This is a genomic window from Amycolatopsis sp. NPDC048633, from assembly GCF_040650695.1.
GTDB lineage: Bacteria > Actinomycetota > Actinomycetes > Mycobacteriales > Pseudonocardiaceae > Amycolatopsis.
The window spans coordinates 62938-89047 of the sequence record NZ_JBEZHS010000011.1; the positions used below are offsets into that span (position 1 = coordinate 62938).

The 26110-nt window shown below is 68.1% G+C and carries 43 protein-coding genes; 38 read left to right on the forward strand and 5 right to left on the reverse strand.

Annotated elements, in window-relative coordinates:
* The first annotated feature begins 16 nt into the window (after window positions 1-16).
* Window positions 17-484, forward strand: a complete 468-nt coding sequence (locus tag AB0C38_RS21140; RefSeq protein ID WP_360675765.1) for a hypothetical protein — start codon at window positions 17-19, stop codon at window positions 482-484.
* On the opposite strand, the gene AB0C38_RS21145 is transcribed toward AB0C38_RS21140, so the two are convergent.
* Window positions 477-956: a GNAT family N-acetyltransferase gene (locus AB0C38_RS21145; RefSeq protein ID WP_360675768.1), complete on the reverse strand. Its 480-nt coding sequence runs from the start codon at window positions 954-956 to the stop codon at window positions 477-479. The two genes, AB0C38_RS21140 and AB0C38_RS21145, sit on opposite strands and share 8 nt — an antisense overlap.
* A 58-nt stretch (window positions 957-1014) precedes the next feature.
* Here AB0C38_RS21145 and AB0C38_RS21150 point away from each other — a divergent pair, with 58 nt between their 5' ends.
* A complete protein-coding gene (locus tag AB0C38_RS21150; protein ID WP_360675770.1) occupies window positions 1015-1236 on the forward strand; it encodes a hypothetical protein in 222 nt (73 codons plus the stop codon).
* On the opposite strand, the gene AB0C38_RS21155 is transcribed toward AB0C38_RS21150, so the two are convergent.
* The 4 genes from AB0C38_RS21155 to AB0C38_RS21170 are packed head-to-tail and all read right to left on the reverse strand — an operon-like array spanning window position 1220 to window position 4015.
* Window positions 1220-1843: a hypothetical protein gene (locus AB0C38_RS21155; protein ID WP_360675773.1), complete on the reverse strand. Its 624-nt coding sequence runs from the start codon at window positions 1841-1843 to the stop codon at window positions 1220-1222. The genes AB0C38_RS21150 and AB0C38_RS21155 overlap by 17 nt on opposite strands.
* A complete protein-coding gene (locus tag AB0C38_RS21160) occupies window positions 1843-3096 on the reverse strand; it encodes a hypothetical protein (RefSeq protein ID WP_360675775.1) in 1254 nt (417 codons plus the stop codon). The genes AB0C38_RS21155 and AB0C38_RS21160 overlap by 1 nt, the downstream gene beginning before the upstream one ends.
* 11 nt (window positions 3097-3107) lie before the next feature.
* The gene (locus AB0C38_RS21165) at window positions 3108-3455 is read right to left on the reverse strand and encodes a hypothetical protein (protein ID WP_360675778.1); all 348 of its coding nucleotides are present in this window, start codon (window positions 3453-3455) and stop codon (window positions 3108-3110) included.
* Window positions 3455-4015 (reverse strand): YbaB/EbfC family nucleoid-associated protein, encoded by a 561-nt coding sequence (locus AB0C38_RS21170; RefSeq protein WP_360675780.1) that lies wholly within the window; start codon window positions 4013-4015, stop codon window positions 3455-3457. The genes AB0C38_RS21165 and AB0C38_RS21170 overlap by 1 nt, the downstream gene beginning before the upstream one ends.
* A 165-nt stretch (window positions 4016-4180) precedes the next feature.
* On the opposite strand from AB0C38_RS21170, the gene AB0C38_RS21175 reads away from it, so the two are divergent.
* The 36 genes from AB0C38_RS21175 (at window position 4181) to AB0C38_RS21350 (ending at window position 26102) form a co-directional block, all read left to right on the forward strand.
* Window positions 4181-4336 (forward strand): hypothetical protein, encoded by a 156-nt coding sequence (locus tag AB0C38_RS21175; protein WP_360675782.1) that lies wholly within the window; start codon window positions 4181-4183, stop codon window positions 4334-4336.
* A gap of 519 nt (window positions 4337-4855) precedes the next feature.
* On the forward strand, window positions 4856-5230 hold the full coding sequence (gene rpsL / locus AB0C38_RS21180; protein WP_003102113.1) for a 30S ribosomal protein S12: 375 nt from the start codon (window positions 4856-4858) through the stop codon (window positions 5228-5230).
* Entirely contained in the window at window positions 5230-5700 is a 471-nt protein-coding gene (gene rpsG, locus AB0C38_RS21185; protein WP_003102106.1) for a 30S ribosomal protein S7, read from the forward strand. The genes rpsL and rpsG overlap by 1 nt, the downstream gene beginning before the upstream one ends.
* 63 nt (window positions 5701-5763) lie before the next feature.
* Complete coding sequence (gene fusA / locus AB0C38_RS21190) at window positions 5764-7863, forward strand: elongation factor G (RefSeq protein ID WP_360675785.1); 2100 nt, start codon at window positions 5764-5766, stop codon at window positions 7861-7863.
* Between the two features lie 167 nt (window positions 7864-8030).
* Window positions 8031-9224, forward strand: a complete 1194-nt coding sequence (tuf, locus tag AB0C38_RS21195) for an elongation factor Tu (protein ID WP_284745384.1) — start codon at window positions 8031-8033, stop codon at window positions 9222-9224.
* A gap of 392 nt (window positions 9225-9616) precedes the next feature.
* Complete coding sequence (rpsJ, locus tag AB0C38_RS21200) at window positions 9617-9922, forward strand: 30S ribosomal protein S10 (protein ID WP_003102098.1); 306 nt, start codon at window positions 9617-9619, stop codon at window positions 9920-9922.
* A 31-nt stretch (window positions 9923-9953) separates the two neighbouring features.
* Window positions 9954-10610, forward strand: coding sequence for a 50S ribosomal protein L3 (gene rplC / locus AB0C38_RS21205; protein WP_360675789.1), 657 nt, complete (start codon window positions 9954-9956; stop codon window positions 10608-10610).
* Window positions 10607-11296, forward strand: coding sequence for a 50S ribosomal protein L4 (gene rplD / locus AB0C38_RS21210; RefSeq protein WP_155548870.1), 690 nt, complete (start codon window positions 10607-10609; stop codon window positions 11294-11296). Before rplC ends, rplD begins: the two co-directional genes overlap by 4 nt.
* Entirely contained in the window at window positions 11293-11604 is a 312-nt protein-coding gene (gene rplW / locus AB0C38_RS21215; protein WP_003102087.1) for a 50S ribosomal protein L23, read from the forward strand. Before rplD ends, rplW begins: the two co-directional genes overlap by 4 nt.
* 15 nt (window positions 11605-11619) lie before the next feature.
* Complete coding sequence (gene rplB, locus AB0C38_RS21220; protein ID WP_360675791.1) at window positions 11620-12456, forward strand: 50S ribosomal protein L2; 837 nt, start codon at window positions 11620-11622, stop codon at window positions 12454-12456.
* 18 nt (window positions 12457-12474) lie between these two features.
* A complete protein-coding gene (gene rpsS, locus AB0C38_RS21225) occupies window positions 12475-12756 on the forward strand; it encodes a 30S ribosomal protein S19 (RefSeq protein ID WP_003102083.1) in 282 nt (93 codons plus the stop codon).
* A gap of 29 nt (window positions 12757-12785) precedes the next feature.
* Complete coding sequence (gene rplV / locus AB0C38_RS21230) at window positions 12786-13205, forward strand: 50S ribosomal protein L22 (RefSeq protein WP_360675794.1); 420 nt, start codon at window positions 12786-12788, stop codon at window positions 13203-13205.
* The gene (gene rpsC, locus AB0C38_RS21235) at window positions 13205-14032 is read left to right on the forward strand and encodes a 30S ribosomal protein S3 (RefSeq protein WP_086842942.1); all 828 of its coding nucleotides are present in this window, start codon (window positions 13205-13207) and stop codon (window positions 14030-14032) included. Before rplV ends, rpsC begins: the two co-directional genes overlap by 1 nt.
* Window positions 14033-14035: 3 nt before the next feature.
* Entirely contained in the window at window positions 14036-14455 is a 420-nt protein-coding gene (gene rplP, locus AB0C38_RS21240; protein ID WP_004558864.1) for a 50S ribosomal protein L16, read from the forward strand.
* Window positions 14455-14700 (forward strand): 50S ribosomal protein L29, encoded by a 246-nt coding sequence (rpmC, locus tag AB0C38_RS21245; protein ID WP_086675500.1) that lies wholly within the window; start codon window positions 14455-14457, stop codon window positions 14698-14700. Before rplP ends, rpmC begins: the two co-directional genes overlap by 1 nt.
* Window positions 14697-14975: a 30S ribosomal protein S17 gene (gene rpsQ, locus AB0C38_RS21250; protein ID WP_285456195.1), complete on the forward strand. Its 279-nt coding sequence runs from the start codon at window positions 14697-14699 to the stop codon at window positions 14973-14975. The genes rpmC and rpsQ overlap by 4 nt, the downstream gene beginning before the upstream one ends.
* A gap of 76 nt (window positions 14976-15051) precedes the next feature.
* Window positions 15052-15420: a 50S ribosomal protein L14 gene (gene rplN, locus AB0C38_RS21255; protein ID WP_004558867.1), complete on the forward strand. Its 369-nt coding sequence runs from the start codon at window positions 15052-15054 to the stop codon at window positions 15418-15420.
* Complete coding sequence (gene rplX / locus AB0C38_RS21260; RefSeq protein ID WP_360675799.1) at window positions 15420-15734, forward strand: 50S ribosomal protein L24; 315 nt, start codon at window positions 15420-15422, stop codon at window positions 15732-15734. Before rplN ends, rplX begins: the two co-directional genes overlap by 1 nt.
* Complete coding sequence (rplE, locus tag AB0C38_RS21265) at window positions 15734-16297, forward strand: 50S ribosomal protein L5 (RefSeq protein WP_247015084.1); 564 nt, start codon at window positions 15734-15736, stop codon at window positions 16295-16297. Before rplX ends, rplE begins: the two co-directional genes overlap by 1 nt.
* A gap of 4 nt (window positions 16298-16301) precedes the next feature.
* A complete protein-coding gene (locus AB0C38_RS21270; protein WP_284745392.1) occupies window positions 16302-16487 on the forward strand; it encodes a type Z 30S ribosomal protein S14 in 186 nt (61 codons plus the stop codon).
* 87 nt (window positions 16488-16574) lie between these two features.
* Window positions 16575-16973 carry a 30S ribosomal protein S8 gene (gene rpsH, locus AB0C38_RS21275; protein ID WP_155548873.1) on the forward strand — a complete coding sequence of 133 codons (399 nt, stop codon included), beginning with the start codon at window positions 16575-16577 and terminating at the stop codon, window positions 16971-16973.
* A gap of 16 nt (window positions 16974-16989) precedes the next feature.
* The gene (gene rplF / locus AB0C38_RS21280) at window positions 16990-17529 is read left to right on the forward strand and encodes a 50S ribosomal protein L6 (protein WP_360675801.1); all 540 of its coding nucleotides are present in this window, start codon (window positions 16990-16992) and stop codon (window positions 17527-17529) included.
* 2 nt (window positions 17530-17531) lie between these two features.
* Window positions 17532-17930, forward strand: coding sequence for a 50S ribosomal protein L18 (gene rplR, locus AB0C38_RS21285; RefSeq protein ID WP_360675803.1), 399 nt, complete (start codon window positions 17532-17534; stop codon window positions 17928-17930).
* Between the two features lie 34 nt (window positions 17931-17964).
* Complete coding sequence (gene rpsE / locus AB0C38_RS21290; RefSeq protein WP_328445515.1) at window positions 17965-18612, forward strand: 30S ribosomal protein S5; 648 nt, start codon at window positions 17965-17967, stop codon at window positions 18610-18612.
* A gap of 1 nt (window position 18613) precedes the next feature.
* Window positions 18614-18799 carry a 50S ribosomal protein L30 gene (rpmD, locus tag AB0C38_RS21295; protein ID WP_360675806.1) on the forward strand — a complete coding sequence of 62 codons (186 nt, stop codon included), beginning with the start codon at window positions 18614-18616 and terminating at the stop codon, window positions 18797-18799.
* Entirely contained in the window at window positions 18796-19242 is a 447-nt protein-coding gene (gene rplO, locus AB0C38_RS21300; protein WP_360675808.1) for a 50S ribosomal protein L15, read from the forward strand. Before rpmD ends, rplO begins: the two co-directional genes overlap by 4 nt.
* A 99-nt stretch (window positions 19243-19341) precedes the next feature.
* Entirely contained in the window at window positions 19342-19947 is a 606-nt protein-coding gene (locus tag AB0C38_RS21305) for a hypothetical protein (protein ID WP_360675810.1), read from the forward strand.
* 48 nt (window positions 19948-19995) lie between these two features.
* Window positions 19996-21090 (forward strand): hypothetical protein, encoded by a 1095-nt coding sequence (locus AB0C38_RS21310; protein ID WP_360675812.1) that lies wholly within the window; start codon window positions 19996-19998, stop codon window positions 21088-21090.
* A 31-nt stretch (window positions 21091-21121) separates the two neighbouring features.
* Window positions 21122-21751: a LysE family translocator gene (locus AB0C38_RS21315; RefSeq protein ID WP_360675814.1), complete on the forward strand. Its 630-nt coding sequence runs from the start codon at window positions 21122-21124 to the stop codon at window positions 21749-21751.
* Between the two features lie 267 nt (window positions 21752-22018).
* Window positions 22019-23326 (forward strand): preprotein translocase subunit SecY, encoded by a 1308-nt coding sequence (gene secY / locus AB0C38_RS21320; protein WP_360675816.1) that lies wholly within the window; start codon window positions 22019-22021, stop codon window positions 23324-23326.
* A complete protein-coding gene (locus tag AB0C38_RS21325; protein WP_360675819.1) occupies window positions 23323-23877 on the forward strand; it encodes an adenylate kinase in 555 nt (184 codons plus the stop codon). The genes secY and AB0C38_RS21325 overlap by 4 nt, the downstream gene beginning before the upstream one ends.
* A gap of 44 nt (window positions 23878-23921) precedes the next feature.
* Window positions 23922-24698 (forward strand): type I methionyl aminopeptidase, encoded by a 777-nt coding sequence (map, locus tag AB0C38_RS21330; protein ID WP_360675821.1) that lies wholly within the window; start codon window positions 23922-23924, stop codon window positions 24696-24698.
* Window positions 24699-24964: 266 nt separating this feature from the next.
* A complete protein-coding gene (gene infA / locus AB0C38_RS21335) occupies window positions 24965-25186 on the forward strand; it encodes a translation initiation factor IF-1 (protein WP_004558881.1) in 222 nt (73 codons plus the stop codon).
* Between the two features lie 34 nt (window positions 25187-25220).
* Window positions 25221-25334: a 50S ribosomal protein L36 gene (gene rpmJ, locus AB0C38_RS21340; protein WP_004558882.1), complete on the forward strand. Its 114-nt coding sequence runs from the start codon at window positions 25221-25223 to the stop codon at window positions 25332-25334.
* A gap of 205 nt (window positions 25335-25539) precedes the next feature.
* A complete protein-coding gene (gene rpsM / locus AB0C38_RS21345) occupies window positions 25540-25920 on the forward strand; it encodes a 30S ribosomal protein S13 (RefSeq protein ID WP_360675824.1) in 381 nt (126 codons plus the stop codon).
* Window positions 25917-26102 carry a hypothetical protein gene (locus AB0C38_RS21350; protein WP_086681363.1) on the forward strand — a complete coding sequence of 62 codons (186 nt, stop codon included), beginning with the start codon at window positions 25917-25919 and terminating at the stop codon, window positions 26100-26102. Before rpsM ends, AB0C38_RS21350 begins: the two co-directional genes overlap by 4 nt.
* The last annotated feature ends 8 nt before the right edge of the window (window positions 26103-26110 follow it).

A 26110-nucleotide genomic window follows, 5' to 3' on the forward strand; every position in this document is an offset into this window, starting at 1 on the left:
TCCCTTGGGAGTCCCCATGAACCGGCAGCTCGCCGGCAGGCTCGGCATCGCGGTGATCGCCATCGCGGCGGTGACCGCCGGCATCTTCATCCTGGGAGACAACGGTTCTCCGCCACCATCGCCGTCGGTCGCGGTGGTGGGGGAGCCGTCGCTGTCGTCGGTCCCGCCGCGCACGATCATGGCGACGGCGACGTACACCTCGACCCCGCCGGCGCCGTCCGGCTACCAGGTGACCTACGAGCTGGCCGGCACCGGCACGGCGACGGTCGTCTACGACTCGAACGGGCTCGGCCTGGTCCACCAGGAGCCGGCCGTCGCCTTGCCGTGGCGGAAGGAGCTCTCGTGGCCGTCGGCCGGGTCGGTCCAGCTGCTCGGGCAGGGGAGTGGCGCGGTGGAGTGCCGGATTTCGCTGGGCGGGCGCGTGGTGACCTCGCAGAAGTCGGCGCCGGGCGAGGTCGCGGCCTGCACCGGCCGGCTCAGCTGAGGGTCTTCGCGAACCAGTGCTCGGCGAACTGCTCGTCGTTGAAGGGCTCGACCTCGTCATAACCGAGCTTCGCGTAGAGCGCGCGGGCCTCGACGAGGTCGTGGCGGGTGTCGAGCCGCATGAGGGTGGAGCCCAGCCGGAGGGCGGCGTCCTCGGCGGCCGCCACCAGCAACGGCGCGATCCCCGAGCCACGGTGTTCCGGCTTGACGAACACCTTCGTCAGCTCGCTGATCCCGGGCGCGACGACCCGGGTCCCGGCGCACCCGGCGACCTTCCCGTCCCGCCGGCCGAGGAGGAAGGCCCCGGTGGGCGCGACCAGGTCGGTGCCGGGTGCCTCGGCCACGTAGTACGTGAGCTCGGCCTCGGTGATCGGACGCCCGTAGTAGCGCGAAGCGACTTCATCCATGTACTCGCGCATGATCGCGACGGCGGCCGGGTGAGCGACGTCGATCTGGGTGATCTTCCAGTTCACGTCCTCATCTTGGGGACGCTGTCCAGCGAATTCGGCCGGCCCCGGGCACCATGAAGGTATGACGACTGTCACGAAACGCCTGACGGTGGTGGCCGTCCTGCTGATCACGGCAGGAGCGATCCTGCTGTCGGTGGGCGCGCTCGGCTTCCGGTCCGACGAGCAGGCCGACGCGAACATCGGCGCGGGGTTCGCCCTCCTGGCGGGGCCGTACATCGTGGGGCTGGGGCTGGTGTTCGCCCTCTCGGCGGGCCTGACGCACCTGACTACCCGGCGCCGCTGACCCCCTGGGCCCACAGCGCCGCGGGAAGCTGCTCGGCGAGGTCGGTGAGGAACTCGGCCTCGGCGGCGATGTTCTCGCGGGTGGCGCATCCCTGCGCCCAGGTCCGCGCGGACCCGTGTTCGATCGCGACTGCCTGCTGCCCGAACCGCGGGTTCGCCGCCAGCCACTGAGCCAGCGCACCCTCCAGCCGTGAGTCCGGCGGCAGCGTCGGCATCGAGAGCGCCTTCCCCGGGACGATCCGCAGCTCCGGGCACGGCGGCACCGCCACCTGCGTCACGTGGATGTCGCGGAAACCCGTGTGGTCGTCCGAGCGCCGGTACGACTCGCGCGTGTCGATCGCGATCACCGGGCGGTCGCGGTGGCGGAACTCCACCCACGCCGTGCGGGTGCTCTCCGCCAGCGGCCGGCCCGACGGGTGGGCCACGCCGAACGTCGGGGCCGGACCCGGGCCGACGCCGCTGTGGAACGTCCCTCCCCGCTCCGCCGCGAACGCCTTGAACCAGTGCTCCTCGCGGCCCTGAACGAACTTCGTGTTCGAGCGCCACCAGATCGCCACGGCTGCCGCGACCACGACGACGCCGATCAGCACGGCGACCACCGTCACCATCAGAAGTCCAGGTCCGAGCGGGTCTCCTCGTCGGACTGGTCCTCGCCCGTCGAGCCGTAGCCGCTCGCCTTCTTGGCGTTCTTGACGTGGCTGTTCAGCTTGCCGAGGTGGTCGTTGACGTTCTTCGCGTCGTTGTCGCTCGGGTTGGCCGGGTTGAACCCCAGCACGCCCTTGACCGCCGCTTCGCCGCCCTTCTTCAGGGCCTCCTCGGCGCCGGTCTTCAGGATCGACGGCTTGTACTGGATGTTGCCCGCCGCGTCCTTGACCGGGTTTTCCCACGCCTTCGCCCAGCGCTTGCCGAGCATGCCGTCCTCGCCCATCGTCTTCTCGAGCAGCGACTTGCCCGAGTTCTTCTCGGCGATCTCCGACAGCTTCGTCGCGGTCTTGCCTTCGGCCAGCTTCTGGCCGAGCTTCGTGGCGGCCAGCTTGTCCTTGAGCTTCTTCAGCCAGTCGAGCACCTTCTGCAGGAGCTCCCGCAGCTTCGACACCTTCTGCGTGGTCCGCGCGGTCGTCGCGACCGCTTCGCCCTCGGTGGCCGCGCCCGCCGCCGCGGTCGACGCGCCGCAGGTCGGGACCGCGGCCGCCAGCGCCGGCACCCACAGCATGACCAGCCAGGTGATGAACTCGGTGAGGATCGCCTTGATGAGCTCTTCGATGAAGCTCATCAGCATGCTGTTGAGCTGCAGCATCTGCGCGAGGTCGCCGGACTTCCCGGCGACGCCGCCGATGCCGTGCGCGAATTCGCCGAGCGACGTCCTCGCCGCGTTGCCGGCGTCGCCCTGCCAGCCCTGCAGCCTCTCGTCGGCCACCTGGCCGAAGTTCTTGGACAGCTGGTCCAAGCCGGTGGCGATGGCGCCGAAGTTCTCGGCCGCGACGCCGAGCGCCGGGCCGTCGCCGCTGACGAAGTGGATCGCGTCCTGGACCGGCTGGACGACACTGATCAGGAAGTTCAGCCCCTGCCCGACCAGCCAGCCGAGCGGGTCGGTGGCGATGTCGGTGATCGTGCTGGAGCTCGACTGGATGAAGCTCGCCGTGTCCGTGGCGATCGTGCCCAGGCCCAGCGTGATGTCGGCGCCGTCCGGGTGCGGCGCGGTCACCGCCTTGGCCACCGACACGAAGTCCTTGCCGACGGTCACGGCGCCGCCGACGAACGGCGTCGCCTTGACCGCGTTGTCGACGTTCATCCCGAGCACGGTCTTCGGGTCGTCGGACTTGACGGTGATCCCGCTCGCGACGTCTTCCACCTCGGCCATCGCGTCCCCCTTCAGTGCTTCGGCTCGCGCGGCCCGTCGAGGAGGACCTCGAGCTGGCCGAAGAACGTCGTGTGGTCGTCCTCGACGCCCTGGTAGACGTTCGCCGCTTCGGTGAACTTGCCCTGGGCCGAGGTCAGGCCGTCGGCCATCGACTTCAGCAGGTCCTGCAGCTCGCGCAGCGTCTCGTCGTAGCCGCCCTTGGTGAAGACGCCGACCACGCCCCAGGACTTGTCGCCGACGTCGGCCTGGCCCACCTTCTCGGTGATCTTCGCGCCCTGCTCCTGGTACTTGCCGAGGTCGCCGACGTACTTGCGCAGCGCGTCGACCTCCACCTGGTAACCGCCGGCTCCGTCGGGCATCAGTCCTCCTCGTCGAACAGGGTGCGCAGGAAGGAGTCGCCCGCGGACCCGCCGCGCGCGGGCGGTGCCTGCGGCGGGGGCGGCGCGTCGGCCTGGCGCAGCACCCGCTCCTCGGAGAAGTCCTCGGCGGGGGCCGGCGGCGGCTCCGGCGTTCCTTCCGCCAGCTTCGACCGCATTTCCTCGACGGTGGTTCCGAACACGACGGCCTGGGTTTCGAGGACCTGGTCGACCAGGCCGAGGTTGTCGCCGAGGTGCTCCTCGACGAGCACCGCCTGCCGGCGGGCGGCCTCGCCGACGGCTTCGCGCAGCGTCGTCAGCAACGCCGCCGACAGCGCCTGTGGGCCCTTCGCGAGCGCCGCGTCGGTGAACTCGACGTCGAGGACCGCGCCGCCGGGGCCGGTGACCACGGTCACGCCACCGTCCGGTGAGGACGCGCTCGCCCGCAGCTCCGTCAGCTCCTGCCGCATCGCGCCGACGCCGGCGAACCGGTCGTCGACGTTCCGGATGCTCGACTGGAACCGCTCGAACTCCGCCACCAGCTGGTCGAACTCGGCCGACATGCTCTTGTTCCTCCCCGATCGCCCGGTGCCCGCCACCCATCGTGGCTCGTCGGCGACAGTGTGACGAACGAAACGCCCGATCCGATCCCTGTGCGTCACCCGACCGGGTAATGGGTAGGTTTCCGGCCGCAAGGGGAAGCAGGGGAAGAGCGCTAGGAGTGCGTGATGAGCAGCAGCGAAGGGGCCGCGGGGCCCGACGAAGAGAAGAAGCCGACCGGCAGCCACGCGGCGCCCGAGGGGGCGGGCGTGCACCCGCTCATCGACCTCTCGCGCGACCCGAACCCGGGCAAGCCGGACCACGCGAAGCCCGACGAGGACTGATCCACCGCCCGGCGCCGCGCGCGCTCCGAACGACTCGTTCACGTCGTCCGGCGATGTGAACGAGTCGTTCGAGACGCCACCCGCCCGCGGAACATCCGCGAGGCCGGACGTGTTGTAAGAGATGGCCGCGGAGCCTGGTTGCCCGCGGCAGCCTCGAAAACGCGGGACCCGGCGACGCCGGGCGCGTCGGCACGACCGGACTGCGGAACATCCCGCGGCCCGGTGCAGTTCAGAGGTAGGCTGGACGTTCGCCGACCTTCGGACCCCCCGCCGCGCTCTGCCCGTACCCGGGCGGGTATCTTTGGAGACCGTGCCCGGCAGGCGTCGGGCCGCTCCGCGTGCCGTGCGGCATGGGCGGGGTGCTCAGGCACCCGGTCACCGGCTTCGGCAGGTCGGGGTTACCGACGGAAAATCCCTCCGGGAAGTTACCGGTCGAGAGACCGTGACGCGGGCCGACACGCCCGACCGCGGGGGCCGGTGAAGACACGAAGAAGCAGATCACGACAGGAAGCTGGTCCATTGCCCACGATCCAGCAGCTGGTCCGCAAGGGCCGCCAGGACAAGGCTGCCAAGCAGAAGACCGCGGCCCTCAAGGGGAGCCCGCAGCGGCGTGGCGTGTGCACTCGCGTGTACACCACGACCCCCAAGAAGCCGAACTCGGCGCTTCGCAAGGTCGCGCGTGTGAAGCTGACCAGCGGCATCGAGGTCACCGCCTACATCCCCGGTGAGGGCCACAACCTGCAGGAGCACTCGATGGTGCTCGTGCGTGGTGGTCGTGTGAAGGACCTTCCGGGTGTCCGTTACAAGATCATCCGCGGTTCGCTCGACACGCAGGGTGTCAAGAACCGCAAGCAGGCGCGCAGCCGGTACGGCGCGAAGAAGGAGAAGAGCTAATGCCCCGCAAGGGTCCGGCCCCCAAGCGGCCGCTGATCTCCGACCCCGTCTACGCCTCCCCGCTGGTCACCCAGCTGGTGAACAAGGTGCTAAAGGACGGGAAGCGGTCCTTGGCCGAGCGCATCGTTTACGGCGCGCTCGAAGGCGCTCGCGAGAAGACGGGCACCGACCCGGTCGTCACGCTGAAGCGCGCTCTCGACAACGTGAAGCCCACCATCGAGGTGAAGAGCCGCCGCGTCGGTGGCGCCACCTACCAGGTGCCGATCGAGGTCAAGCCGGGTCGCTCCACCACCCTCGCGCTGCGCTGGCTGGTCTCCTTCTCGCAGGCCCGCCGCGAGAAGACGATGATCGAGCGCCTGCAGAACGAGCTCCTGGACGCTTCCAACGGCCTCGGTGCCTCCGTGAAGCGTCGCGAGGACACGCACAAGATGGCCGAGTCCAACCGGGCCTTCGCGCACTACCGCTGGTGATGACCGCCCGGCTGTCGATCAAGCCATGCCGGGCCCCAAGCTTGAGAACAGGGGAACACTCTCGTGGCACGTGACGTGCTGACCGACCTGAACAAGGTCCGCAACATCGGCATCATGGCCCACATCGACGCCGGCAAGACGACGACCACCGAGCGGATCCTGTTCTACACCGGGGTCAACTACAAGATCGGTGAAGTCCACGACGGCGCCGCCACCATGGACTGGATGGAGGAGGAGCAGAAGCGGGGTATCACCATCACCTCGGCTGCCACCACCACCTTCTGGGACGACCACCAGATCAACATCATCGACACCCCGGGCCACGTCGACTTCACCGTCGAGGTGGAGCGCAACCTCCGGGTGCTCGATGGCGCGGTCGCGGTCTTCGACGGCAAGGAAGGCGTCGAGCCGCAGTCCGAGCAGGTCTGGCGGCAGGCGGACAAGTACGACGTCCCGCGCATCTGCTTCGTCAACAAAATGGACAAGCTCGGCGCGGACTTCTACTACACGGTCCAGACGATCATCGATCGTCTCGGCGTCCGGCCGCTGGTCATCCAGCTGCCGATCGGTGCCGAGAACGACTTCGAAGGCGTCATCGACCTGGTCCGCATGAAGGCGCTGACCTGGCGTGGCGAGGTCCAGAAGGGCGAGGACTACTCCGTCGAGGAGATCCCGGCCGAGCTGGCCGAGAAGGCCGCGGAGTACCGCGAGAAGCTCGTCGAGACCGTCGCCGAGGCGGACGACGCGCTGATGGAGAAGTTCCTCGAGGGTGAGGAGCTGACGGAGGCCGAGATCAAGTCCGGCATCCGCAAGCTCACCATCACCAGCCAGGTCTTCCCGGTGCTGGCCGGTTCCGCGTTCAAGAACAAGGGCGTGCAGCCCATGCTCGACGCGGTCATCGACTACCTGCCGACCCCGCTGGACGTCCCGGCCGTCGAGGGCCTGCTGCCCGACGGCGAGACCGTGGCGTCCCGCAAGGCGTCGGTCGACGAGCCGTTCGCCGCGCTCGCGTTCAAGATCGCCGCGCACCCGTTCTTCGGCAAGCTGACCTACATCCGGGTGTACTCGGGCAAGGTCGCCGCCGGGGCGCAGGTCGTCAACGCGACCAAGGAGCGCAAGGAGCGCATCGGGAAGATCTTCCAGATGCACTCCAACAAGGAGAACCCGGTCGACGACGCCCAGGTCGGCCACATCTACGCGGTCATCGGCCTGAAGGACACCACCACGGGTGACACCCTGGCGGACCCGCAGAACCCGATCGTGCTGGAGTCGATGACGTTCCCCGAGCCGGTCATCCGGGTCGCGATCGAACCGAAGACGAAGGCCGACCAGGAGAAGCTGTCCCTGGCGATCCAGAAGCTGGCCGAAGAGGACCCGACGTTCCAGGTCAAGCTGGACGAGGACACCGGCCAGACGATCATCGCGGGCATGGGCGAGCTGCACCTCGAGGTGCTGGTGAACCGGATGAAGTCCGACTACAAGGTCGAGGCGAACATCGGCAAGCCGCAGGTCGCCTACCGGGAGACCATCAAGAAGACGGTGGAGAAGCTCGACTTCGTCCACAAGAAGCAGACCGGTGGTTCCGGCCAGTTCGCGAAGGTCATCGTGAAGCTGGAGCCGCTCGAGCGCACCGATGGCGCGCTCTACGAGTTCGTCAACAAGGTGTCCGGTGGCCGTGTGCCGCGGGAGTACATCCCGTCGGTCGACGCGGGCGCGCAGGACGCGATGCAGTACGGCGTCCTGGCCGGCTACCCGCTCGTCGGGTTGAAGTTCACCTTGCTGGACGGTGCTTACCACGAGGTCGACTCTTCCGAGATGGCGTTCAAGATCGCCGGTTCCATGGCGATGAAGGAAGCCGCGAGGAAGGCCGGCCCGGTGATCCTGGAGCCGATGATGGCGGTCGAGGTGACCACGCCCGAGGACTACATGGGTGACGTCATCGGTGACCTCAACTCCCGTCGTGGTCAGATCCAGGCCATGGAGGAGCGGGCGGGCATCCGCGTCGTGAAGGCGCTGGTCCCGCTGTCGGAGATGTTCGGCTACGTCGGTGACCTCCGGTCCCGTACCCAGGGCCGGGCGAACTACTCCATGTTGTTCGACTCCTACGCCGAGGTTCCCGCGAACGTCGCGAAGGAAATCATCGCGAAGGCGACGGGGGAGTAACTCCCCCACCGCGCGCGGGCATTAAGGGACTCTCCTGAACGTCCGCAGCACCGACGAAGGAATCCCGCCGACGCACTTTTCCCGCGGAGGCGGCGTCAACACAGCGGGGGTCGGCAGCCACGCCGGCCCCCGAGCACAAAGCGAAATCAGTCCAGGAGGACATTCCAGTGGCGAAGGCGAAGTTCGAGCGGAGCAAGCCGCACGTCAACATCGGGACCATCGGTCACGTCGACCACGGCAAGACCACGCTGACCGCGGCGATCACCAAGGTTCTGCACGACAAGTACCCGGAGCTCAACGAGTCCCGGGCGTTCGACCAGATCGACAACGCGCCGGAAGAGAAGCAGCGCGGCATCACGATCAACATCTCGCACGTCGAGTACCAGACCGAGAAGCGTCACTACGCGCACGTCGACGCCCCCGGTCACGCGGACTACATCAAGAACATGATCACCGGTGCCGCCCAGATGGACGGCGCGATCCTGGTGGTCGCCGCGACCGACGGCCCGATGCCGCAGACCCGTGAGCACGTGCTGCTCGCCCGCCAGGTCGGCGTGCCCTACATCGTGGTCGCGCTGAACAAGGCCGACATGGTCGACGACGAGGAGATCCTCGAGCTCGTCGAGCTCGAGGTCCGCGAGCTGCTGTCCTCGCAGGAGTTCCCGGGCGACGACGCTCCGGTCGTGCGCGTCTCGGGCCTCAAGGCCCTTGAGGGCGACGAGAAGTGGGGCGACGCCGTCCTCGAGCTGATGACCGCGGTCGACGACAACGTGCCGGACCCGGTGCGCGAGCTCGACAAGCCGTTCCTCATGCCGATCGAAGACGTCTTCACGATCACCGGTCGCGGCACCGTCGTCACCGGCCGCATCGAGCGTGGCGTGGTCAACGTCAACGAAGAGGTCGAGATCGTCGGCATCAAGGAAAAGTCGACCAAGACCACGGTCACCGGCGTCGAGATGTTCCGCAAGCTGCTCGACCAGGGCCAGGCGGGCGACAACGTCGGCCTCCTCGTCCGCGGTATCAAGCGCGAGGACGTCGAGCGCGGCCAGGTCGTCGTGAAGCCGGGTACCACCACCCCGCACACCGACTTCGAGGGCCGGGTCTACATCCTGTCGAAGGACGAGGGTGGCCGTCACACCCCCTTCTTCAACAACTACCGCCCGCAGTTCTACTTCCGCACGACCGACGTGACCGGCGTCGTGACCCTCCCCGAGGGCACCGAAATGGTCATGCCGGGCGACAACACCGACATCTCGGTCGCGCTGATCCAGCCGGTCGCGATGGACGTGAACCTGCGGTTCGCCATCCGCGAGGGTGGCCGCACCGTCGGTGCGGGTCAGGTCACCAAGATCATCAAGTGATTCGACGCCCGGCCCGGGGGCAATACACCCCCGGGTCAGGGGCGTCAAATCACGTGTGCGACACTATTCAGGTTGCTCGTCCTGGGGCGGCCGATCCCTTCAAGGGTCCGGCCGCCCTGGCGCGAGTGGCCACGGTCCGCCGAGCTCTTCCTTCGGGTGAGGCGAGCGGGCAAAGGCGGTGAGACGGTCAGCCGGCTCATAGCCTCCTCACGTTGAGGAAGACCAGGCAAGACGACGATCCCGCGGGATCCGTCTGTGCGTCGGGCGCGACACGCCCGACCGCGTGGACCGGGGACAGGGCCGTTGAACTGCGGAAACCCAGGCCCAGGGTGGCAACACCCGGCCGGGTTTGTGAGATAGCGGCACGAGACGACAAGGAACGAGCAGCCACCATGGCGGGACAGAAGATCCGCATCCGGCTCAAGGCCTACGACCACGAGGCGATCGACACCTCGGCGCGCAAGATCGTGGAGACGGTCACGCGCACCGGCGCCCGTGTTGTCGGGCCGGTGCCGCTGCCCACCGAGAAGAACGTTTACTGCGTCATCCGCTCGCCGCACAAGTACAAGGACTCGCGCGAGCACTTCGAGATGCGCACGCACAAGCGTCTGATCGACATCCTCGACCCGACGCCGAAGACGGTCGACGCGCTCATGCGCATCGACCTGCCGGCGAGCGTCGACGTCAACATCCAGTAAGCGTTGGGCGAGCGGCGGAGATAAGAGACTCATGTCTGACAGGCAAATGAAGGGCATCCTGGGCACCAAGCTCGGCATGACCCAGGTCTTCGACGAGCAGAACCGGGTTGTCCCGGTCACCGTCGTGAAGGCCGGTCCGAACGTGGTGACCCAGGTTCGGACGCAGGACAAGGACGGCTACACGGCCGTGCAGCTGGCGTTCGGCGCGGTCGACCCGCGCAAGGTGAACAAGCCGCGCACCGGCCACTACGACAAGGCGGGCGTGACGCCGCGCCGCTTCCTTGCCGAGCTGCGCACCACCGACGCCGAGACCTACGAGGTCGGCCAGGAGATCACCGCCGAGGTGTTCGCCGCCGGCGTCGAGGTCGACGTGACCGGTACCAGCAAGGGCAAGGGCTACGCGGGCGTCATGAAGCGCCACGGCTTCAAGGGCCAGGGCGCGAGCCACGGTGCCCAGGCCGTGCACCGCCGTCCGGGCTCGATCGGTGGCTGTGCCACCCCGGGCCGCGTTTTCAAGGGCGTGCGCATGGCAGGCCGGATGGGTGTCGACCGGGTCACCACGCAGAACCTGACCGTGCACGCCGTGCGTGCCGAGGACGGCCTGCTGCTGATCAAGGGCGCCGTGCCCGGTCCCAAGGGCGGCCTGCTGTTCGTGCGCAGCGCCGCGAAGGGTGGTAACTCCGAATGACAAGCGTCGAGCTGAAGACCCCGGCCGGTAAAGCCGACGGCACCGTGGACCTCCCCGAGGAGATCTTCGACGTGCAGGCCAATGTCGCGCTGATGCACCAGGTGGTGGTGGCCCAGCAGGCCGCCGCGCGCCAGGGCACGCACGACACGAAGACCCGTGGTGAGGTCTCCGGTGGCGGCAAGAAGCCGTACCGGCAGAAGGGCACCGGCCGTGCCCGCCAGGGTTCGACCCGCGCGCCGCAGTTCGTCGGCGGTGGCGTCGTCCACGGCCCCACGCCGCGCGACTACTCCCAGCGCACCCCGAAGAAGATGAAGGCCGCCGCTCTGCGTGGCGCCCTCTCCGACCGGGCGCGCGCCGGCCAGCTGCACATCGTCACCGAGCTGGTGACCGGTGAGAAGCCGTCCACCAAGGCCGCCAAGGCCGTCCTCGCCGCGGTGACGCAGGCGAAGCGTGTGCTCGTGGTGCTGCACCGGGACGACGAGTACAGCTGGGTTTCCCTGCGGAACCTGCCCGAGGTGCACCTGCTCTGGGCCGACCAGCTCAACACCTACGACGTGCTGGTCAACGACGACGTCGTGTTCACCAAGGCCGCGTACGACGTGTTCGTCGCCGGCCCCGCCCGCGGCAAGACCGTCAAGGCTTCGGCGCGGTCGGGCGAGGTCACGGAAGGGAGTGACGAGAAGTGAGTTCGGTCGCCATTCCGGACCCCCGCGACATCCTGCTCGCGCCGGTCATCTCCGAGAAGTCCTACGGGCTGCTCGAGGACCACAAGTACACGTTCATCGTCCGCCCGGACGCCAACAAGACCCAGATCAAGATCGCGGTCGAGAAGGTGTTCGGCGTCAAGGTGGTCAGCGTCAACACGGCCAATCGCCAGGGCAAGCGGAAGCGGACTCGCGCAGGCTTCGGCAAGCGCAAGGACACCAAGCGCGCCATCGTGACTCTTTCGCCTGAGAGCAAGGCGATCGAGATCTTCGGCGGACCCACCGCGTAAAGGACTGAGCTGACAATGGGCATCCGCAAGTACAAGCCGACGACCCCGGGTCGTCGCGGTTCGAGCGTCTCGGACTTCGCCGAGATCACTCGCTCCACTCCCGAGAAGTCGCTGCTTCGTCCGCTGAGCGGTTCGGGCGGTCGCAACTCGTCCGGCAAGATCACCACCCGGCACAAGGGTGGCGGCCACAAGCGCGCTTACCGAGTCATCGACTTCCGTCGCAACGACAAGGACGGCATCCCCGCCAAGGTCGCGCACATCGAGTACGACCCCAACCGGTCCGCTCGCATCGCGCTGCTGCACTACGCCGACGGCGAGAAGCGCTACATCATCGCGCCGGAGAAGCTGAAGCAGGGCGACCTGGTCGAGAACGGCCCCCGGGCCGACATCAAGCCGGGTAACAACCTGCCGCTGCGCAACATCCCGGTCGGCACCGTGATCCACGCGATCGAGCTCCGCCCCGGTGGCGGCGCGAAGATGGCGCGGTCCGCGGGCGCGAAGGTGCAGCTCGTCGCCAAGGACGGTCCGTACGCCCAGCTGCGTCTCCCCTCGGGCGAGATCCGCAACGTGGACGTGCGCAACCGCGCCACGGTCGGCGAGGTCGGCAACTCCGAGCACGCCAACATCAACTGGGGCAAGGCGGGTCGTAACCGCTGGCGCGGCAAGCGCCCCACGGTCCGTGGTGTCGTCATGAACCCGGTCGACCACCCGCACGGTGGTGGTGAGGGTAAGACCTCCGGTGGTCGCCACCCGGTCAACCCGAACGGTAAGCCCGAGGGTCGTACGCGCCGGCGCAAGCCGAGCGACGCCCTCATCGTCCGCCGCCGGCGTACCGGCAAGAACAAGCGCTGAGCAGGGAGGTAGAACAACATGCCACGTAGCCTTAAGAAGGGCCCCTTCGTGGACGACCACCTGCTCAAGAAGGTGGACGCGCTGAACGAATCGGGCAAGAAGACGGTCATCAAGACCTGGTCGCGCCGCTCGACGATCATCCCGGATTTCCTGGGTCACACGATCGCCGTGCACGACGGCCGCAAGCACGTCCCGGTGTTCGTCACCGAGGCGATGGTGGGTCACAAGCTGGGCGAGTTCGCCCCGACGCGGACCTTCAAGGGTCACATCAAGGACGACCGCAAGTCGCGCCGCCGCTGAGCGGGCACGAAACCAGACAGGAAGTAGCGATGAACGCCCAGAACGACGTGACGACCGAGGCTGAACTGCCTACGGCGTACGCGCGGGCTCGCTTCGTCCGGGACTCGCCGACCAAGGTGCGCCGGGTGATCGAGCTCATCAAGGGACGTAGCGCCGCCGACGCCTTGGCCGTGCTCCGGTTCGCCCCGCAGGCGGCCAGCGAGCCGGTCGCGAAGGTGCTCGCCAGCGCCGTGGCCAACGCCGAGAACAACCTTCAGCTGGACCCGGAGACACTCTGGGTCAAGAACGCGTACGCCGACGAGGGCCCGACCCTCAAGCGGATCCGCCCGCGGGCCCAGGGCCGTGCGTACCGGATCCGCAAGCGGACCAGCCACATCACCGTCGAGGTGGAGTCGCGTCCGGCCGTCGCGCCGAAGGCTCAGAGCAAGAAGAAGGCAGGTGGCCGGTAGTGGGCCAGAAGATCAACCCGCACGGTTTCCGCCTGGGTATCACCACGGACTGGAAGTCGCGCTGGTACGCCGACAAGCAGTACGCCGAGTACGTGGCCGAGGACGTCAAGATCCGCAAGCTGCTGGCGACGGGCATGGAGCGCGCCGGCATCTCCAAGGTCGAGATCGAGCGCACCCGTGACCGCGTCCGCGTCGACATCCACACCGCCCGGCCGGGCATCGTCATCGGCCGCCGCGGCGCGGAGGCCGACCGGATCCGCGGCGCGCTGGAGAAGCTGACCAAGAAGCAGGTCCAGCTGAACATCCTCGAGGTCAAGAACCCCGAGGCCGACGCCCAGCTGGTCGCCCAGGCGGTCGCGGAGCAGCTTTCCAACCGCGTGGCGTTCCGCCGCGCGATGCGGAAGGCGATCCAGACCTCCATGCGCTCGCCGCAGGTCAAGGGCATCCGCGTGCAGTGCGGCGGTCGTCTCGGCGGTGCCGAGATGTCCCGCTCCGAGCACTACCGCGACGGCCGCGTCCCGCTGCACACGCTGCGCGCCGACATCGACTACGGCTTCTTCGAGGCCAAGACGACGTTCGGTCGCATCGGCGTCAAGGTGTGGATCTACAAGGGTGAGCTCGTCGGTGGCCTGAAGGCTCGCGAAGCCCGTGACGCCGCCGAGCGCGCGCCGCGTCGCGACCGTGACCGCAGCGACCGGCCGTCCCGCCCGCGTCGTTCCGGCGCGTCGGGCACGACCGCCACCTCGACCGAAGCCGGTCGCGCCGCCGCGGCCGCCACGACCGAGGCGGCCCCGGCCACCGAGACCGCAGAAAAGACGGAGGGCTGAGACGTGCTCATCCCGCGCAGGGTCAAGCACCGGAAGCAGCACTCCCCGAAGCGCCACGGCGCCGCCAAGGGTGGCACGAAGGTCAGCTTCGGCGAGTACGGCATCCAGGCGCTTGAGCACAGCTACGTGACGAACCGGCAGATCGAGTCCGCTCGTATCGCCATGACCCGTCACATCAAGCGTGGTGGCAAGGTGTGGACGACCATCTACCCGGACCGCCCGCTGACCAAGAAGCCGGCCGAAACCCGCATGGGTTCCGGTAAGGGTTCGCCCGAGTGGTGGATCGCCAACGTGAAGCCGGGCCGCGTGATGTTCGAGATCTCGTTCCCGAACGAGGAGACCGCCCGTGAGGCGCTCCGCCGCGCGATCCACAAGCTGCCCATGAAGTGCCGCATCGTGACCCGTGAAGGTGGTGAGTTCTGATGGCGAACGCAGGTGCTTTGGCATCGGAGCTGCGTGAGCTCACCGCGGAAGAGCTCGTCCTGCGTCTGAAGGAATACAAGGAGGAGCTCTTCAACCTCCGCTTCCAGATGGCGACCGGGCAGCTCGACAACAACCGCCGTCTGCGCACCGTCCGCACGGACATCGCGCGGATCTACACGGTCATGCGCGAGCGCGAACTCGGCCTGTCCGTTGCCCCCGACGCCGAGAGTGAAGGTGCCGCATGAGCGAGCCCACCACCGAGACGCCGGCCCGGAACGACCGCAAGGTCCGCGAGGGCTACGTCGTCTCGGACAAGATGAACAAGACGATCGTGGTCGAGCTCGAGGACCGCAAGAAGCACCCCCGTTACTCGAAGGTCGTCCGCACCACCTCCAAGGTGAAGGTGCACGACGAGAACAACGAGGCGGGCGTGGGCGACCGGGTCACCTTGATGGAGACCCGCCCGCTGTCGGCGACGAAGCGGTGGCGCCTGGTGCAGATCGTGGAGAAGGCCAAGTAAGCAGGGCTCTTCGGAGTTCTTAGTTCCGCAAGGCTCGCTCGTCGGGCGAGAACCGGCGCGACATACAGGAGTTGACGTGATCCAGCAGGAGTCGCGGCTTCGGGTAGCCGACAACACGGGTGCGAAGGAAATTCTCTGCATCCGCGTTCTCGGTGGTTCCGGGCGGCGCTACGCCGGCATCGGTGACATCATCGTCGCCACCGTGAAGGACGCCATCCCGGCCGCCGGGGTGAAGAAGGGCGATGTCGTCAAGGCCGTCATCGTCCGCACGGTCAAGGAGCGTCGTCGTCCGGACGGTTCTTACATCCGGTTCGACGAGAACGCCGCCGTGCTCATCAAGAACGACAACGAGCCCCGGGGCACCCGCATCTTCGGCCCGGTGGGCCGCGAGCTGCGCGACCGAAAGTTCATGAAGATCATTTCGCTCGCGCCGGAGGTGCTGTGATGAAGGTGAAGAAGGGCGACACGGTCGTCGTCATCGCCGGCAAGGACAAGGGCGCCAAGGGCAAGGTCATCCAGGCCTACCCCGAGCGCGACCGCGTGCTGGTCGAGGGCGTGAACCGGATCAAGAAGCACACGCGGATCACCCAGACCCAGCGCGGTGCGCAGTCCGGCGGCATCGTCACGCAGGAGGCCCCCATCCACGTCTCGAACGTGATGGTGGTCGACGCGGAGGGCAAGCCGACCCGGGTGGGTTACCGCTTCGGCGAGGACGGCAAGAAGGTCCGGGTTTCGCGCCGGAACGGTAAGGACATCTGATGACCACCGCAGAAAAGGTCGCGCCGCGCCTCAAGGTGCGCTACCGCGAAGAGATCAAGGGCCAGCTGCAGGCGGAGTTCTCCTTCGCCAACGTCCACCAGATCCCGGGCGTGGTGAAGGTCGTCGTGAACATGGGCGTCGGTGACGCCGCCCGTGACAGCAAGCTGATCGAGGGCGCGGTCAAGGACCTCGCCCTGATCACCGGCCAGAAGCCCGAGGTCCGCAAGGCCCGCAAGTCGATCGCGCAGTTCAAGCTGCGCGAGGGCCAGCCGATCGGCGCGCGCGTCACGCTGCGCGGCGACCGGATGTGGGAGTTCCTCGACCGGCTGCTGACCATCGCGCTGCCGCGTATCCGCGACTTCCGCGGGCTTTCGCCGAAGCAGTTCGACGGCCACGGCAACTACACGTTCGGTCTCAACGAGCAGTCGATGTTCCACGAGATCGACCCTGACTCCATCGACCGCCCGCGCGGCATGGACGTCACCGTCGTCACGACCGCCACGAACGACGACGAGGGCCGGGCGCTGCTGCGCAAGCTCGGCTTCCCGTTCAAGGAGAACTGAGCCGATGGCCAAGAAAGCACTGGTCCACAAGGCCGCGAAGAAGCCGAAGTTCGCCGTGCGCGGCTACACCCGCTGCCAGCGGTGCGGCCGCCCGCACGCCGTGTTCCGCAAGTTCGGTCTCTGCCGGATCTGCCTTCGCGAGATGGCACACGCGGGCGAACTGCCCGGCGTCCGCAAGTCCAGCTGGTAAGAGCGTTTCTTTAAAACTCCACTTCGCCACAGGCCCCGCCCGCTCCGGCGGGCGGGGAACCAGGGCGAGAAAGGTTGACAGGTCACCATGACGATGACCGACCCCATCGCAGACTTCTTGACGCGTCTGCGTAACGCGAACTCGGCGTACCACGACGAGGTCGTGCTTCCTCACTCGAAGCTCAAGGCGAACATCGCCGAGATCCTCAAGCGCGAGGGCTACATCGCGAGCTACCGCGACGAGCCGGGCGAGAAGCACAAGAACCTGATCGTCGAGCTCAAGTACGGCCCCAACCGTGAGCGGAGCATCGCCGGCCTGCGGCGCGTCTCCAAGCCCGGTCTGCGGGTCTACGCAAAATCGACCGAACTGCCGTCCGTGCTCGGTGGCCTCGGCGTCGCGATCATCTCGACGTCCTCCGGCCTCCAGACGGACCGTCAGGCCAAGCGCAACAGCGTGGGCGGCGAAGTCCTCGCCTACGTCTGGTAAGGAAGGGGGCACAGACATGTCACGCATCGGAAAGCTGCCGGTCGCCGTCCCCTCCGGGGTCGAGGTGACCATCGACGGTCAGCACATCAGCGTCAAGGGCCCCAAGGGGACCCTCGAGCACACCATCGCCGAGCCGATCACGGTCGAGCGCGACGACGACGGCACCCTGCTGGTCAAGCGCCCGGATGACGAGCGCACCAGCAAGGCTCTGCACGGCCTCACCCGTACCCTGGTGAACAACCTGGTCGTCGGTGTGACCGCGGGCTACGAGAAGAAGCTCGAAATCCACGGTGTCGGTTACCGCGTGCAGGCCAAGGGCTCGGACCTCGAGTTCGCCCTCGGCTACAGCCACCCGGTGAAGATCGAGGCGCCGGAGGGCATCACCTTCAAGGTGGACAGCCCGACCCGGTTCTCGGTCTCCGGTATCGACAAGCAGAAGGTCGGCCAGATCTCGGCCGTCATCCGCAAGCTGCGGCGCCCGGACCCGTACAAGGGCAAGGGCCTGCGGTACGAGGGTGAGAAGATCCGCCGCAAGGTCGGAAAGACGGGTAAGTGATCATGAGCGACACGACTACGAAGCGCAAGCCGGTGGGCAAGGACATCTCGACCCGCCGCCGCGTCGCGAAGGCCCGTCGGCACTTCCGGCTCCGCAAGAAGGTTTCGGGCACGGAGCAGCGTCCGCGCCTGGTCGTCAAGCGGTCTTCGCGGCACATCGCCGTGCAGGTCATCGACGACCTGGCCGGCCACACGCTGGCCTCGGCGTCCACCCTCGAGGCGGACGTTCGGGCGCTGGACGGCGACAAGAAGGCCAAGGCCGCCAAGGTCGGGGAGCTCGTCGCCGCGCGTGCCAAGAACGCCGGGATCTCGGCTGTGGTGTTCGACCGTGGGGGCAACGCCTACCACGGCCGCATCGCCGCGCTCGCCGACGCCGCCCGTGAGGCGGGGTTGGAGTTCTGACGATGCAGAAGCTTGTTAACGGAAGGAAAGCCTGATGCCGGGACGTACACGGCAATTCGGCGGCGGACAGGGCGGACCCGGCGGGCAGGGCGGCAACGACCGCAATGACCGTCGCGGTGGCGGCCGGGACCGGCGCGACAGCGGCCGTGGCGGGGCCGGCCAGGACAAGACCCCGCACCTCGAGAAGGTCGTGACGATCAACCGCGTCGCCAAGGTCGTCAAGGGTGGTCGTCGCTTCAGCTTCACCGCCCTGGTGGTCGTCGGTGACGGCGACGGTCAGGTCGGCGTCGGCTACGGCAAGGCCAAGGAAGTTCCCGCGGCGATCGCCAAGGGCGTCGAAGAGGCGAAGAAGAACTTCTTCCGCGTCCCTCGCGTCGGCGGCACCATCCCCCACCCGATCACGGGTGAGGCGTCCGCCGGTGTCGTGCTGCTGCGTCCGGCGTCCGCCGGTACCGGCGTCATCGCCGGTGGTCCGGTGCGCGCGGTGCTGGAGTGCGCGGGCGTCCACGACGTGCTGTCGAAGTCGCTCGGCTCCGACAACGCGATCAACATCGTGCACGCCACCGTCGCGGCTCTGAAGGGTCTGCAGCGTCCCGAAGAGGTCGCGGCTCGCCGTGGTCTCCCGCTCGAGGACGTCGCTCCGGCCCGGATGCTGCGCCAGCGCGCGGGCCAGGGGGTCTGACATGACTCAGCTCAAGGTCACCCAGGTCAAGAGCAAGATCGGCACGAAGCACGCTCACCGCGAGTCGCTGCGCACCCTCGGGCTGCGCAAGATCCGCCAGAGCGTCGTGCGTGAAGACAGCCCCCAGGTGCGCGGCCTGATCCACACCGTCCGCCACCTGGTGGAGGTCGAGGAGGTCAAGGCATGACGGCCATCAAGATCCACCACCTGCGCCCGGCTCCGGGCTCGAAGCGCGAGAAGATGCGCGTCGGTCGTGGTGAAGGTTCGAAGGGCAAGACCGCCGGTCGCGGTACGAAGGGCACCAAGGCCCGGAAGAACGTGCCCGCCGGCTTCGAGGGTGGGCAGATGCCCATCCACATGCGGCTCCCGAAGCTTCGCGGCTTCAAGAACCGCTTCCGCACCGAGTACCAGCCGGTGAACGTGGGCGACATCGCCCGCGTCTTCCCGGACGGTGGCAAGGTCGGCAACGAAGAGCTCGCCGCGGCGGGGCTCGTCCGCAAGGGCAAGCTCGTCAAGGTGCTCGGCAACGGTGACGTCGACGGCGTCAAGCTCGACGTGACCGCCGACGGTTTCTCCGGCTCCGCCAAGGAGAAGCTCGAAGCGGCCGGTGGCTCCGCCAGCACCAACTGAGCTGATCCTCGTTCGAAGGCCCGCCTGGTTCGCCAGGCGGGCCTTCGGCGTTCCCGGGTTCGCTTGTGGTCGCCGTGGCCCGGCGGAAGGATCGGCGGGATGGACCCCACTCCCGGCCGGCCGGCCCGTGCTTTCCTGGCGCCCGCGCTCGTCGCGCTGGCACTGGCCTTGACGGTCGCCGGGACCTTCCTGCCGTTCTTCCGCACCGAGCAGGCGGTGGGCTGGGAGGCGGCCGGGGTCGCCCGTTCGGTCGTGGGTGCCTGGCGGGTCGACTTCACGTTCTCGGGTCAGGCGGAGATCAGCTCGCCGTCCGCGCCGCTCGGGCTCCCGTTGGTGCTGGCGAGCGCGATCCTCCTGGCCGCGCTGATCCTCGGCGTCCGCCGGGCGGCGACCCGCCACCCGGGCGCGGCCGCGACCCGGACGGCGTGCGGGGGAGCGGCCTTCCTCACCGGCGCGGTCTGCACGATCGGGATGCAGGGCGCGCGCGGCCTCCTGGACGGCCGTACCCAGACGGTGACGACCCTGATGCCCGGCATGTGGGTGCTCCTGGCCGCGGTCCTGGCCGCGGCCGCGGCGGCGGTGCTGAGCCCCCGCGGGCCGGTGGCCGACCGCCCGGAATGGGCGGATCCCGCGGTCGCGTTCGCGGACACGACGACGCCGCCGTCGGGCGTCGCGATCACGGTGCTGCCCCCGGAAGACGACTGACCGGACAGATTCCTTGCCGCGGCGTGGATCCGGACGGAGGATCACAGGGTGGACAGACCGTCGCAGAAGCCGCCCGAGCGGCCCGGCCCGCCGTCCGAGGCCGGGGAGTCGCCGCTGAGCTTCCCGGTCGAGGCCCCGAAGCTCGCGGATGTGGAGCCGGGTGCGGGGGAGCCGCTCAGCTTCCCGGCGGAGGCCGGTTCGTCGCCCGCGGACTCGCTGAGCTTTCCGGCCGAGCTTGCACCGGCCTTCCCGGCAGAAGCCGCGCCTGCCCCGTCGCCTGTCCCGGCGGAAGCGAATCCACTGCAGTTCCCGGCAGCGGCCACCGCAGCGCACGCCGATCCGCTCGCTTTCCCCGCGCCACCCCTGCCGAGCACAGACCCGCGCGCCCAGGCAGCGCAACCATTCCAGCCCGTCGAGCAGCTGCCGTTCCCGGTCGCCCAGCTGCCCGGCGCAGTCACCACTCCGCCACCAGCGCCACCTGCCCCACCAGCCGAGCCCGCCCCGGCCGCCGAGGCACCTTCCCCAGCCCCCTCCGGGCTCCTGCGCTTCCTCCCAGCCGTCCTCACCGCCGTAGCCGCGCTCATGACCGCCTTCGGCTGCTTCCTCCCGCTCTTCCGGCTCCAGCAGCACGTCAGCGTCCGGCAGCGGTTCTTCGAAGCCCGGCTCACCGTCACCGAAACCGCCTGGGGCAGCCGCGTCGAAATCCCCGGGCAGGATGCCGTCGACCAGGGGGCCTCGCCGGTCGGCATCCCGCTGATCCTCGCCGTCATCGTGCTGGCCGTGGCCGCTTTCGCCGCCCTCTCGCGGCCGGGTCGCGGCGCCGGCCGGTGGCTGATCGGCGCGGGTGCGCTCTTCACCGCGGGTGTCGTCACCACCGTCGGGATGAGCGGGCTCGGGTGGTCCGCCATGGCCGACAGCATGGACCTCGAAGTCGTCACCGCGGCCGGCATGTGGCTGCTGATCGGGGCCACCGTCCTGGCCGCCGTCGCGGCCGTGCTGGCCTACCTGCCCGCCTGGCGGCGCACCGGCGACGACTGGGCCGACCCGGCTCTCGCCTACGCCGACACCCCGACCCCGCCCAGCGGCGTCGCCATCACCGTGCTCCCGCCGGAAGAACCCGGACAACCCGGGCAACCCGGATAACCCGCTCGCCACGGCGGTTACCGTGGGAACCATGTCGTGGCTGCTGGTCTTCTTCGGGGCGTCCGTGCTCATCGCGCTTACGCCAGGGGCGAACAACCTGCTCGGCCTCCACCACGGGATGACGCACGGTGTTCGCCGCGGCCTCGCCGGGCTGGCCGGCAGGCTGGCCGCGTTCACGCTGTTGATCACGGCCGTGGCGGCCGGGCTGGGGCAGCTGCTGGCCGCGTCCGAGACCGCCCTCGCGATCATCAAGTGGGCCGGCGCCGCCTACCTGCTCTACCTCGGTGTGCGCATCCTGTGGTCCACGATCCGGCGCCGGGACGACGCCGGCACCCCCCACACCAAGGCAGAACCGGCGACGGCGTGGCGCGTCGCGCGCAAGGAGTTCGGCGTCGCGATCACCAACCCGAAGGCGATCCTCATCTTCACGGCGTTCGTGCCGCAGTTCATCGACGCAGCTCACGGGCCCTTTTCGGCCCAGATCGCGCTGCTGGGCGCCGTCTACCTGCTGGCCGAGTTCCTGGCCGGCTCGGTCTACGTCGGCGTCGGCGCCGCGGTGAAGTCGATCGAGCTCACGCGGCGGGCCCGGCGCAACGTCGACCGCGGCACCGGTGTGGTCCTCGTGGGGCTGGCCGGCGTGCTCGCGACATCGAGCGCCTGAACCGGATCTTGCCCTCCTGTGTCAAGGAATCCGGGCAACCCGGTGATGTGGATCAACCCGCCGGAGCAACCTTGGTACGGAAAACGCACACGCACTGCGGACACGCCCTGTGAAGCTGTTAGAGTCGGCGACACGCTTCGGGACGAGTGTGCCCCGAAGCGTTCCTGGCTTGCGTGCCAGTAGTGCTGTGTGTTCCCGCCGGCCACCCGTGCCGGCCAAGCCGATCGTCGGTTGAGGACGGCCGACGACGCCGAGGAGGTCCCCCGCGTGTTCAGCGCCTTCCGCTCGGCTCTCGCGACGCCGGATCTACGCAAGAAGATCCTGTTCACGCTAGCCATCGTCGCGGTCTACCGAATCGGTGCGACCATTCCGGCACCCGGGATCTCCTACGGGGCGGTCCAGGCCTGTAGTTCCCAGGCGCAGCAGGAAGGCGTCTACCAGCTGCTGAACCTGTTCAGTGGCGGTGCGCTGCTGCAGCTGTCGCTCTTCTCGACCGGCATCATGCCGTACATCACGGCGAGCATCATCATCCAGCTGCTGACCGTGGTCATCCCGCGGTTCGAGGAGCTGAAGAAGGAAGGCCAGTCCGGCCAGAGCAAGCTGACCCAGTACACCCGGTACCTGACGGTCGCGCTGGCGATCCTGCAGGCCACCGGCGTGGTCGCGCTCGCGGACCGCAAGCAGCTCTTCCCGGACTGCGACCAGCCGATCATCCCGGACAACAGCGTCTACTCGCTCGCCATCATCGTCATCACCATGACCGCGGGCACCGCCGTCATGATGTGGCTGGGCGAGCTGATCACCGAACGCGGTGTCGGCAACGGCATGTCCGTCCTGATCTTCCTGAACATCGCCGCGCGCATCCCGGTCGAGGGCGGCAACATCCTCAGCAACGGCGGTGGCGTCGCGCTGACGATGATCTGCGTCTTCGGCTTGGTGATCATCGCGAGCGTCATCTTCGTCGAACAGGGGCAGCGCCGGATCCCGGTGCAGTACGCCAAGCGCATGATCGGCCGCCGGATGTACGGCGGCACGTCGACCTACCTGCCGATCAAGGTGAACCAGGCCGGCGTCATCCCGGTCATCTTCGCGTCGTCCCTGCTGTACCTGCCGGACCTGATCAGCCGCCTCGTCGGCGACCAGAACAGCAACTCCGGCTGGCAGGTCTTCATCAAGAACTACGTCGTGAACCAGTCCAGCTGGGTGCACATCGCGCTGTACTTCGCGCTGATCATCTTCTTCACGTACTTCTACATCACGATCACGTTCAACGTGGACGAGCGCGCGGACGAGATGAAGAAGTTCGGTGGCTTCATCCCGGGCATCCGCCCGGGCCGTCCCACCGCGGAGTACCTGAGCTTCGTCCTCGGCCGGATCACCCTGCCGGGCTCGCTGTACCTGGGCATCATCGCGATCCTCCCGAACTTCTTCCTGTCGGTGACCGGTAGCGGGAACAACCAGAACTTCCCGTTCGGTGGCACGGCTGTGCTGATCATGGTCGGTGTCGGGCTCGACACCGTGAAGCAGATCGAAAGCCAGCTGATGCAGCGCAACTACGAAGGGTTCTTGAAGTGACGCGGCTGGTTCTCGTGGGTCCGCCCGGCGCGGGCAAAGGTACGCAGGCGGTGGCTCTGTCGGAGCAGCTGCGCATCCCCCACATCTCCACGGGCGAACTGTTCCGCGCGCACGTCGGCCAGGAGACCCCGCTGGGCCAGGAAGCCAAGCGCTACCTGGACTCGGGCGAGCTCGTGCCCGACTCGGTGACGAACGAGATGGTCCGGGAGCGGCTGGCCGAGCCGGACGCGAAGGTCGGCTTCCTGCTCGACGGCTTTCCCCGCAACACCAAGCAGGCCGAGGTCCTCGGCGAGATCCTGAGCGACGCCGACGTCTCGGTCGACGCCGTGATCCAGCTGCAGGTGCCGGAGGACGTCGTCGTCGGGCGTCTCATGTCCCGCGGCCGCGCGGACGACACCGAAGAGGTCATCCGCCGCCGCCAGCAGATCTACGTGTCGGACACCGCGCCGCTGCTGGAGTACTACGCCGACATCCTGGTGACGGTCGACGGCGTCGGCAGCGTCGAGGAGATCTCCGGCCGGGTGCTGAAAGCGCTGCGCGACCGCACGTGAATCTCGGAGGGTTGCGTGTACTGCAAGTGCTCCGCCGTGGGCGCATGATCGAGGTCAAGACCCCGGACGAGCTGCAGGCGATGCGGGCCGCGGGCCTCGTCGTCGCCCGCACGCTGGCGGCGGTCCGCGCCGCCGCGAAACCGGGCGTCAGCACGGCCGAGCTCGACGAGCTGGCCGAGCAGACGATCCGGGACGCCGGCGCGGTCCCGTCCTTCAAGGGCTACCACGGCTTCCCGGCGTCGATCTGCGCGTCGGTGAACGAGCAGATCGTCCACGGCATCCCGGCGAAGAGCCAGGTGCTGGCGGACGGCGACATCATCTCCGTCGACTGCGGGGCGATCCTCGACGGCTGGCACGGCGACTCCGCCGTCACGCTGGCCATCGGCGACGTCTCCGGCGCCGACCTGGCGCTGTCCGCGGCGACCGAAGCCGCCATGTGGGCCGGTATCGAGGCGGTCAGCGCCGGCGGCCGGCTCACCGACATCTCCTACGCCGTCCAGTCGGCCGCCGAACGCGCGGGCCGCGACGACGGCATCGAGTACGGGATGATCGTCGAGTACGGCGGGCACGGCATCGGGCGCCAGATGCACATGGACCCGTTCCTGCCGAACATCGGCAAGCCGGGCAAGGGCCCGCGGCTGAAGGCCGGTATGGCCCTGGCGATCGAGCCGATGCTGACCGGCGGCGGCGGGGAGACCCGCGAGCTGGACGACGGCTGGACCGTGGTCACGGCCGACGGCTCCCGCGCGGCCCACTGGGAGCACACGGTGGCGATCACCGAAGAGGGTCCCTGGGTTCTCACCGCTCCTGAAGACGCCTGACCTGCGCATTCACCCGTCTGTGGTGATCGAGGTCACGCCCACCTGGGCGTTCTCCTAGCATGATTACCCCCGGTTTGGGGGTCGCGACACGGGTTGCGTACACTGTCAAGTCGGCGCACTTATCGCGCCCGGATCCTGCGCGTTCGTGAACTCACGGTCTTGGGACTCGGGCTGAAGTGTGTCGACGTTGCACCCAGACAGGCACTCGTGCTCATCTGATCACACAGTGTAGCGACAGGCAGTGTCGACAAGGAAAAGCGGAGGACATGGCGAAGAAAGACGGGGCCATCGAGGTCGAAGGCCGCGTAGTCGAGCCGCTCCCCAACGCGATGTTCCGCGTCGAGTTGGAGAACGGTCACAAGGTCCTGGCACACATCAGCGGCAAGATGCGGCAGCACTACATCCGCATCCTGCCCGAGGACAGGGTTGTCGTGGAGCTCTCGCCCTACGACCTCTCTCGTGGTCGCATCGTCTACCGCTACAAGTGATCACGAAGAGCAGCTAAACAGGAGAGCAGAAGACGTGAAGGTCCAGCCGAGCGTCAAGAAGATCTGCGACAAGTGCAAGGTGATCCGCCGTCACGGCCGGATCATGGTGATCTGCGAAAACCTGCGGCACAAGCAGCGGCAGGGCTGATCACTCGCACTCGACCAGAGTGGATTGACGGCTACACACCCTCCCCGCACCTGCCGGGCCACGCGAGTGGCCCGGTTCACCCCCGGACTTCAGGCCGGGGCCGGGACACCCGAAGCGCAAGCAGAGGGCACGACAGGCGAGTCGGTCCCGGAACCGGACGGGGAGCAGACCTGAAGATGAAATCTATGAAGGAGCATCAACGCCAATGGCACGACTCGCTGGCGTAGACCTCCCCCGCGAAAAGCGGTTGGAGATCGCGCTTACGTACATCTACGGCATCGGCCGTACCCGCTCGAAGCAGCTCATCAAGGCTGCCGAGCTCAACGCGGACACCCGCGTGAAGGATCTCGGCGATGACGACCTCGCGAAGCTGCGTTCGTACATCGAAGAGAACTTCAAGGTCGAGGGTGACCTTCGCCGCGAGGTGAACGCCGACATCCGTCGGAAGATCGAGATCGGGTGTTACGAGGGCATTCGGTGGCGTCGTGGACTGCCCGTCCGCGGTCAGCGCACGAAGACCAACGCCCGTACCCGCAAGGGTCCGAAGAAGACGGTCGCCGGCAAGAAGAAGGCTGGCAAGAAGTGAGCGTCCAGGGCAAGAAGGTCGTGCAGATGGGCGGCGTCCAGCGCCGCGGCACGGCTTGCGTTTCGCCCAAGGCGCTCTACGCCCGCCCGATGGCGCTCCGCAACCTGTACACCGACGCCGGGTCGATCATCCGGCGCGGACAGGCCGAAGCGGTCGCCGCTCACCAAGAGAACGCGCGCTAACAGGAGAA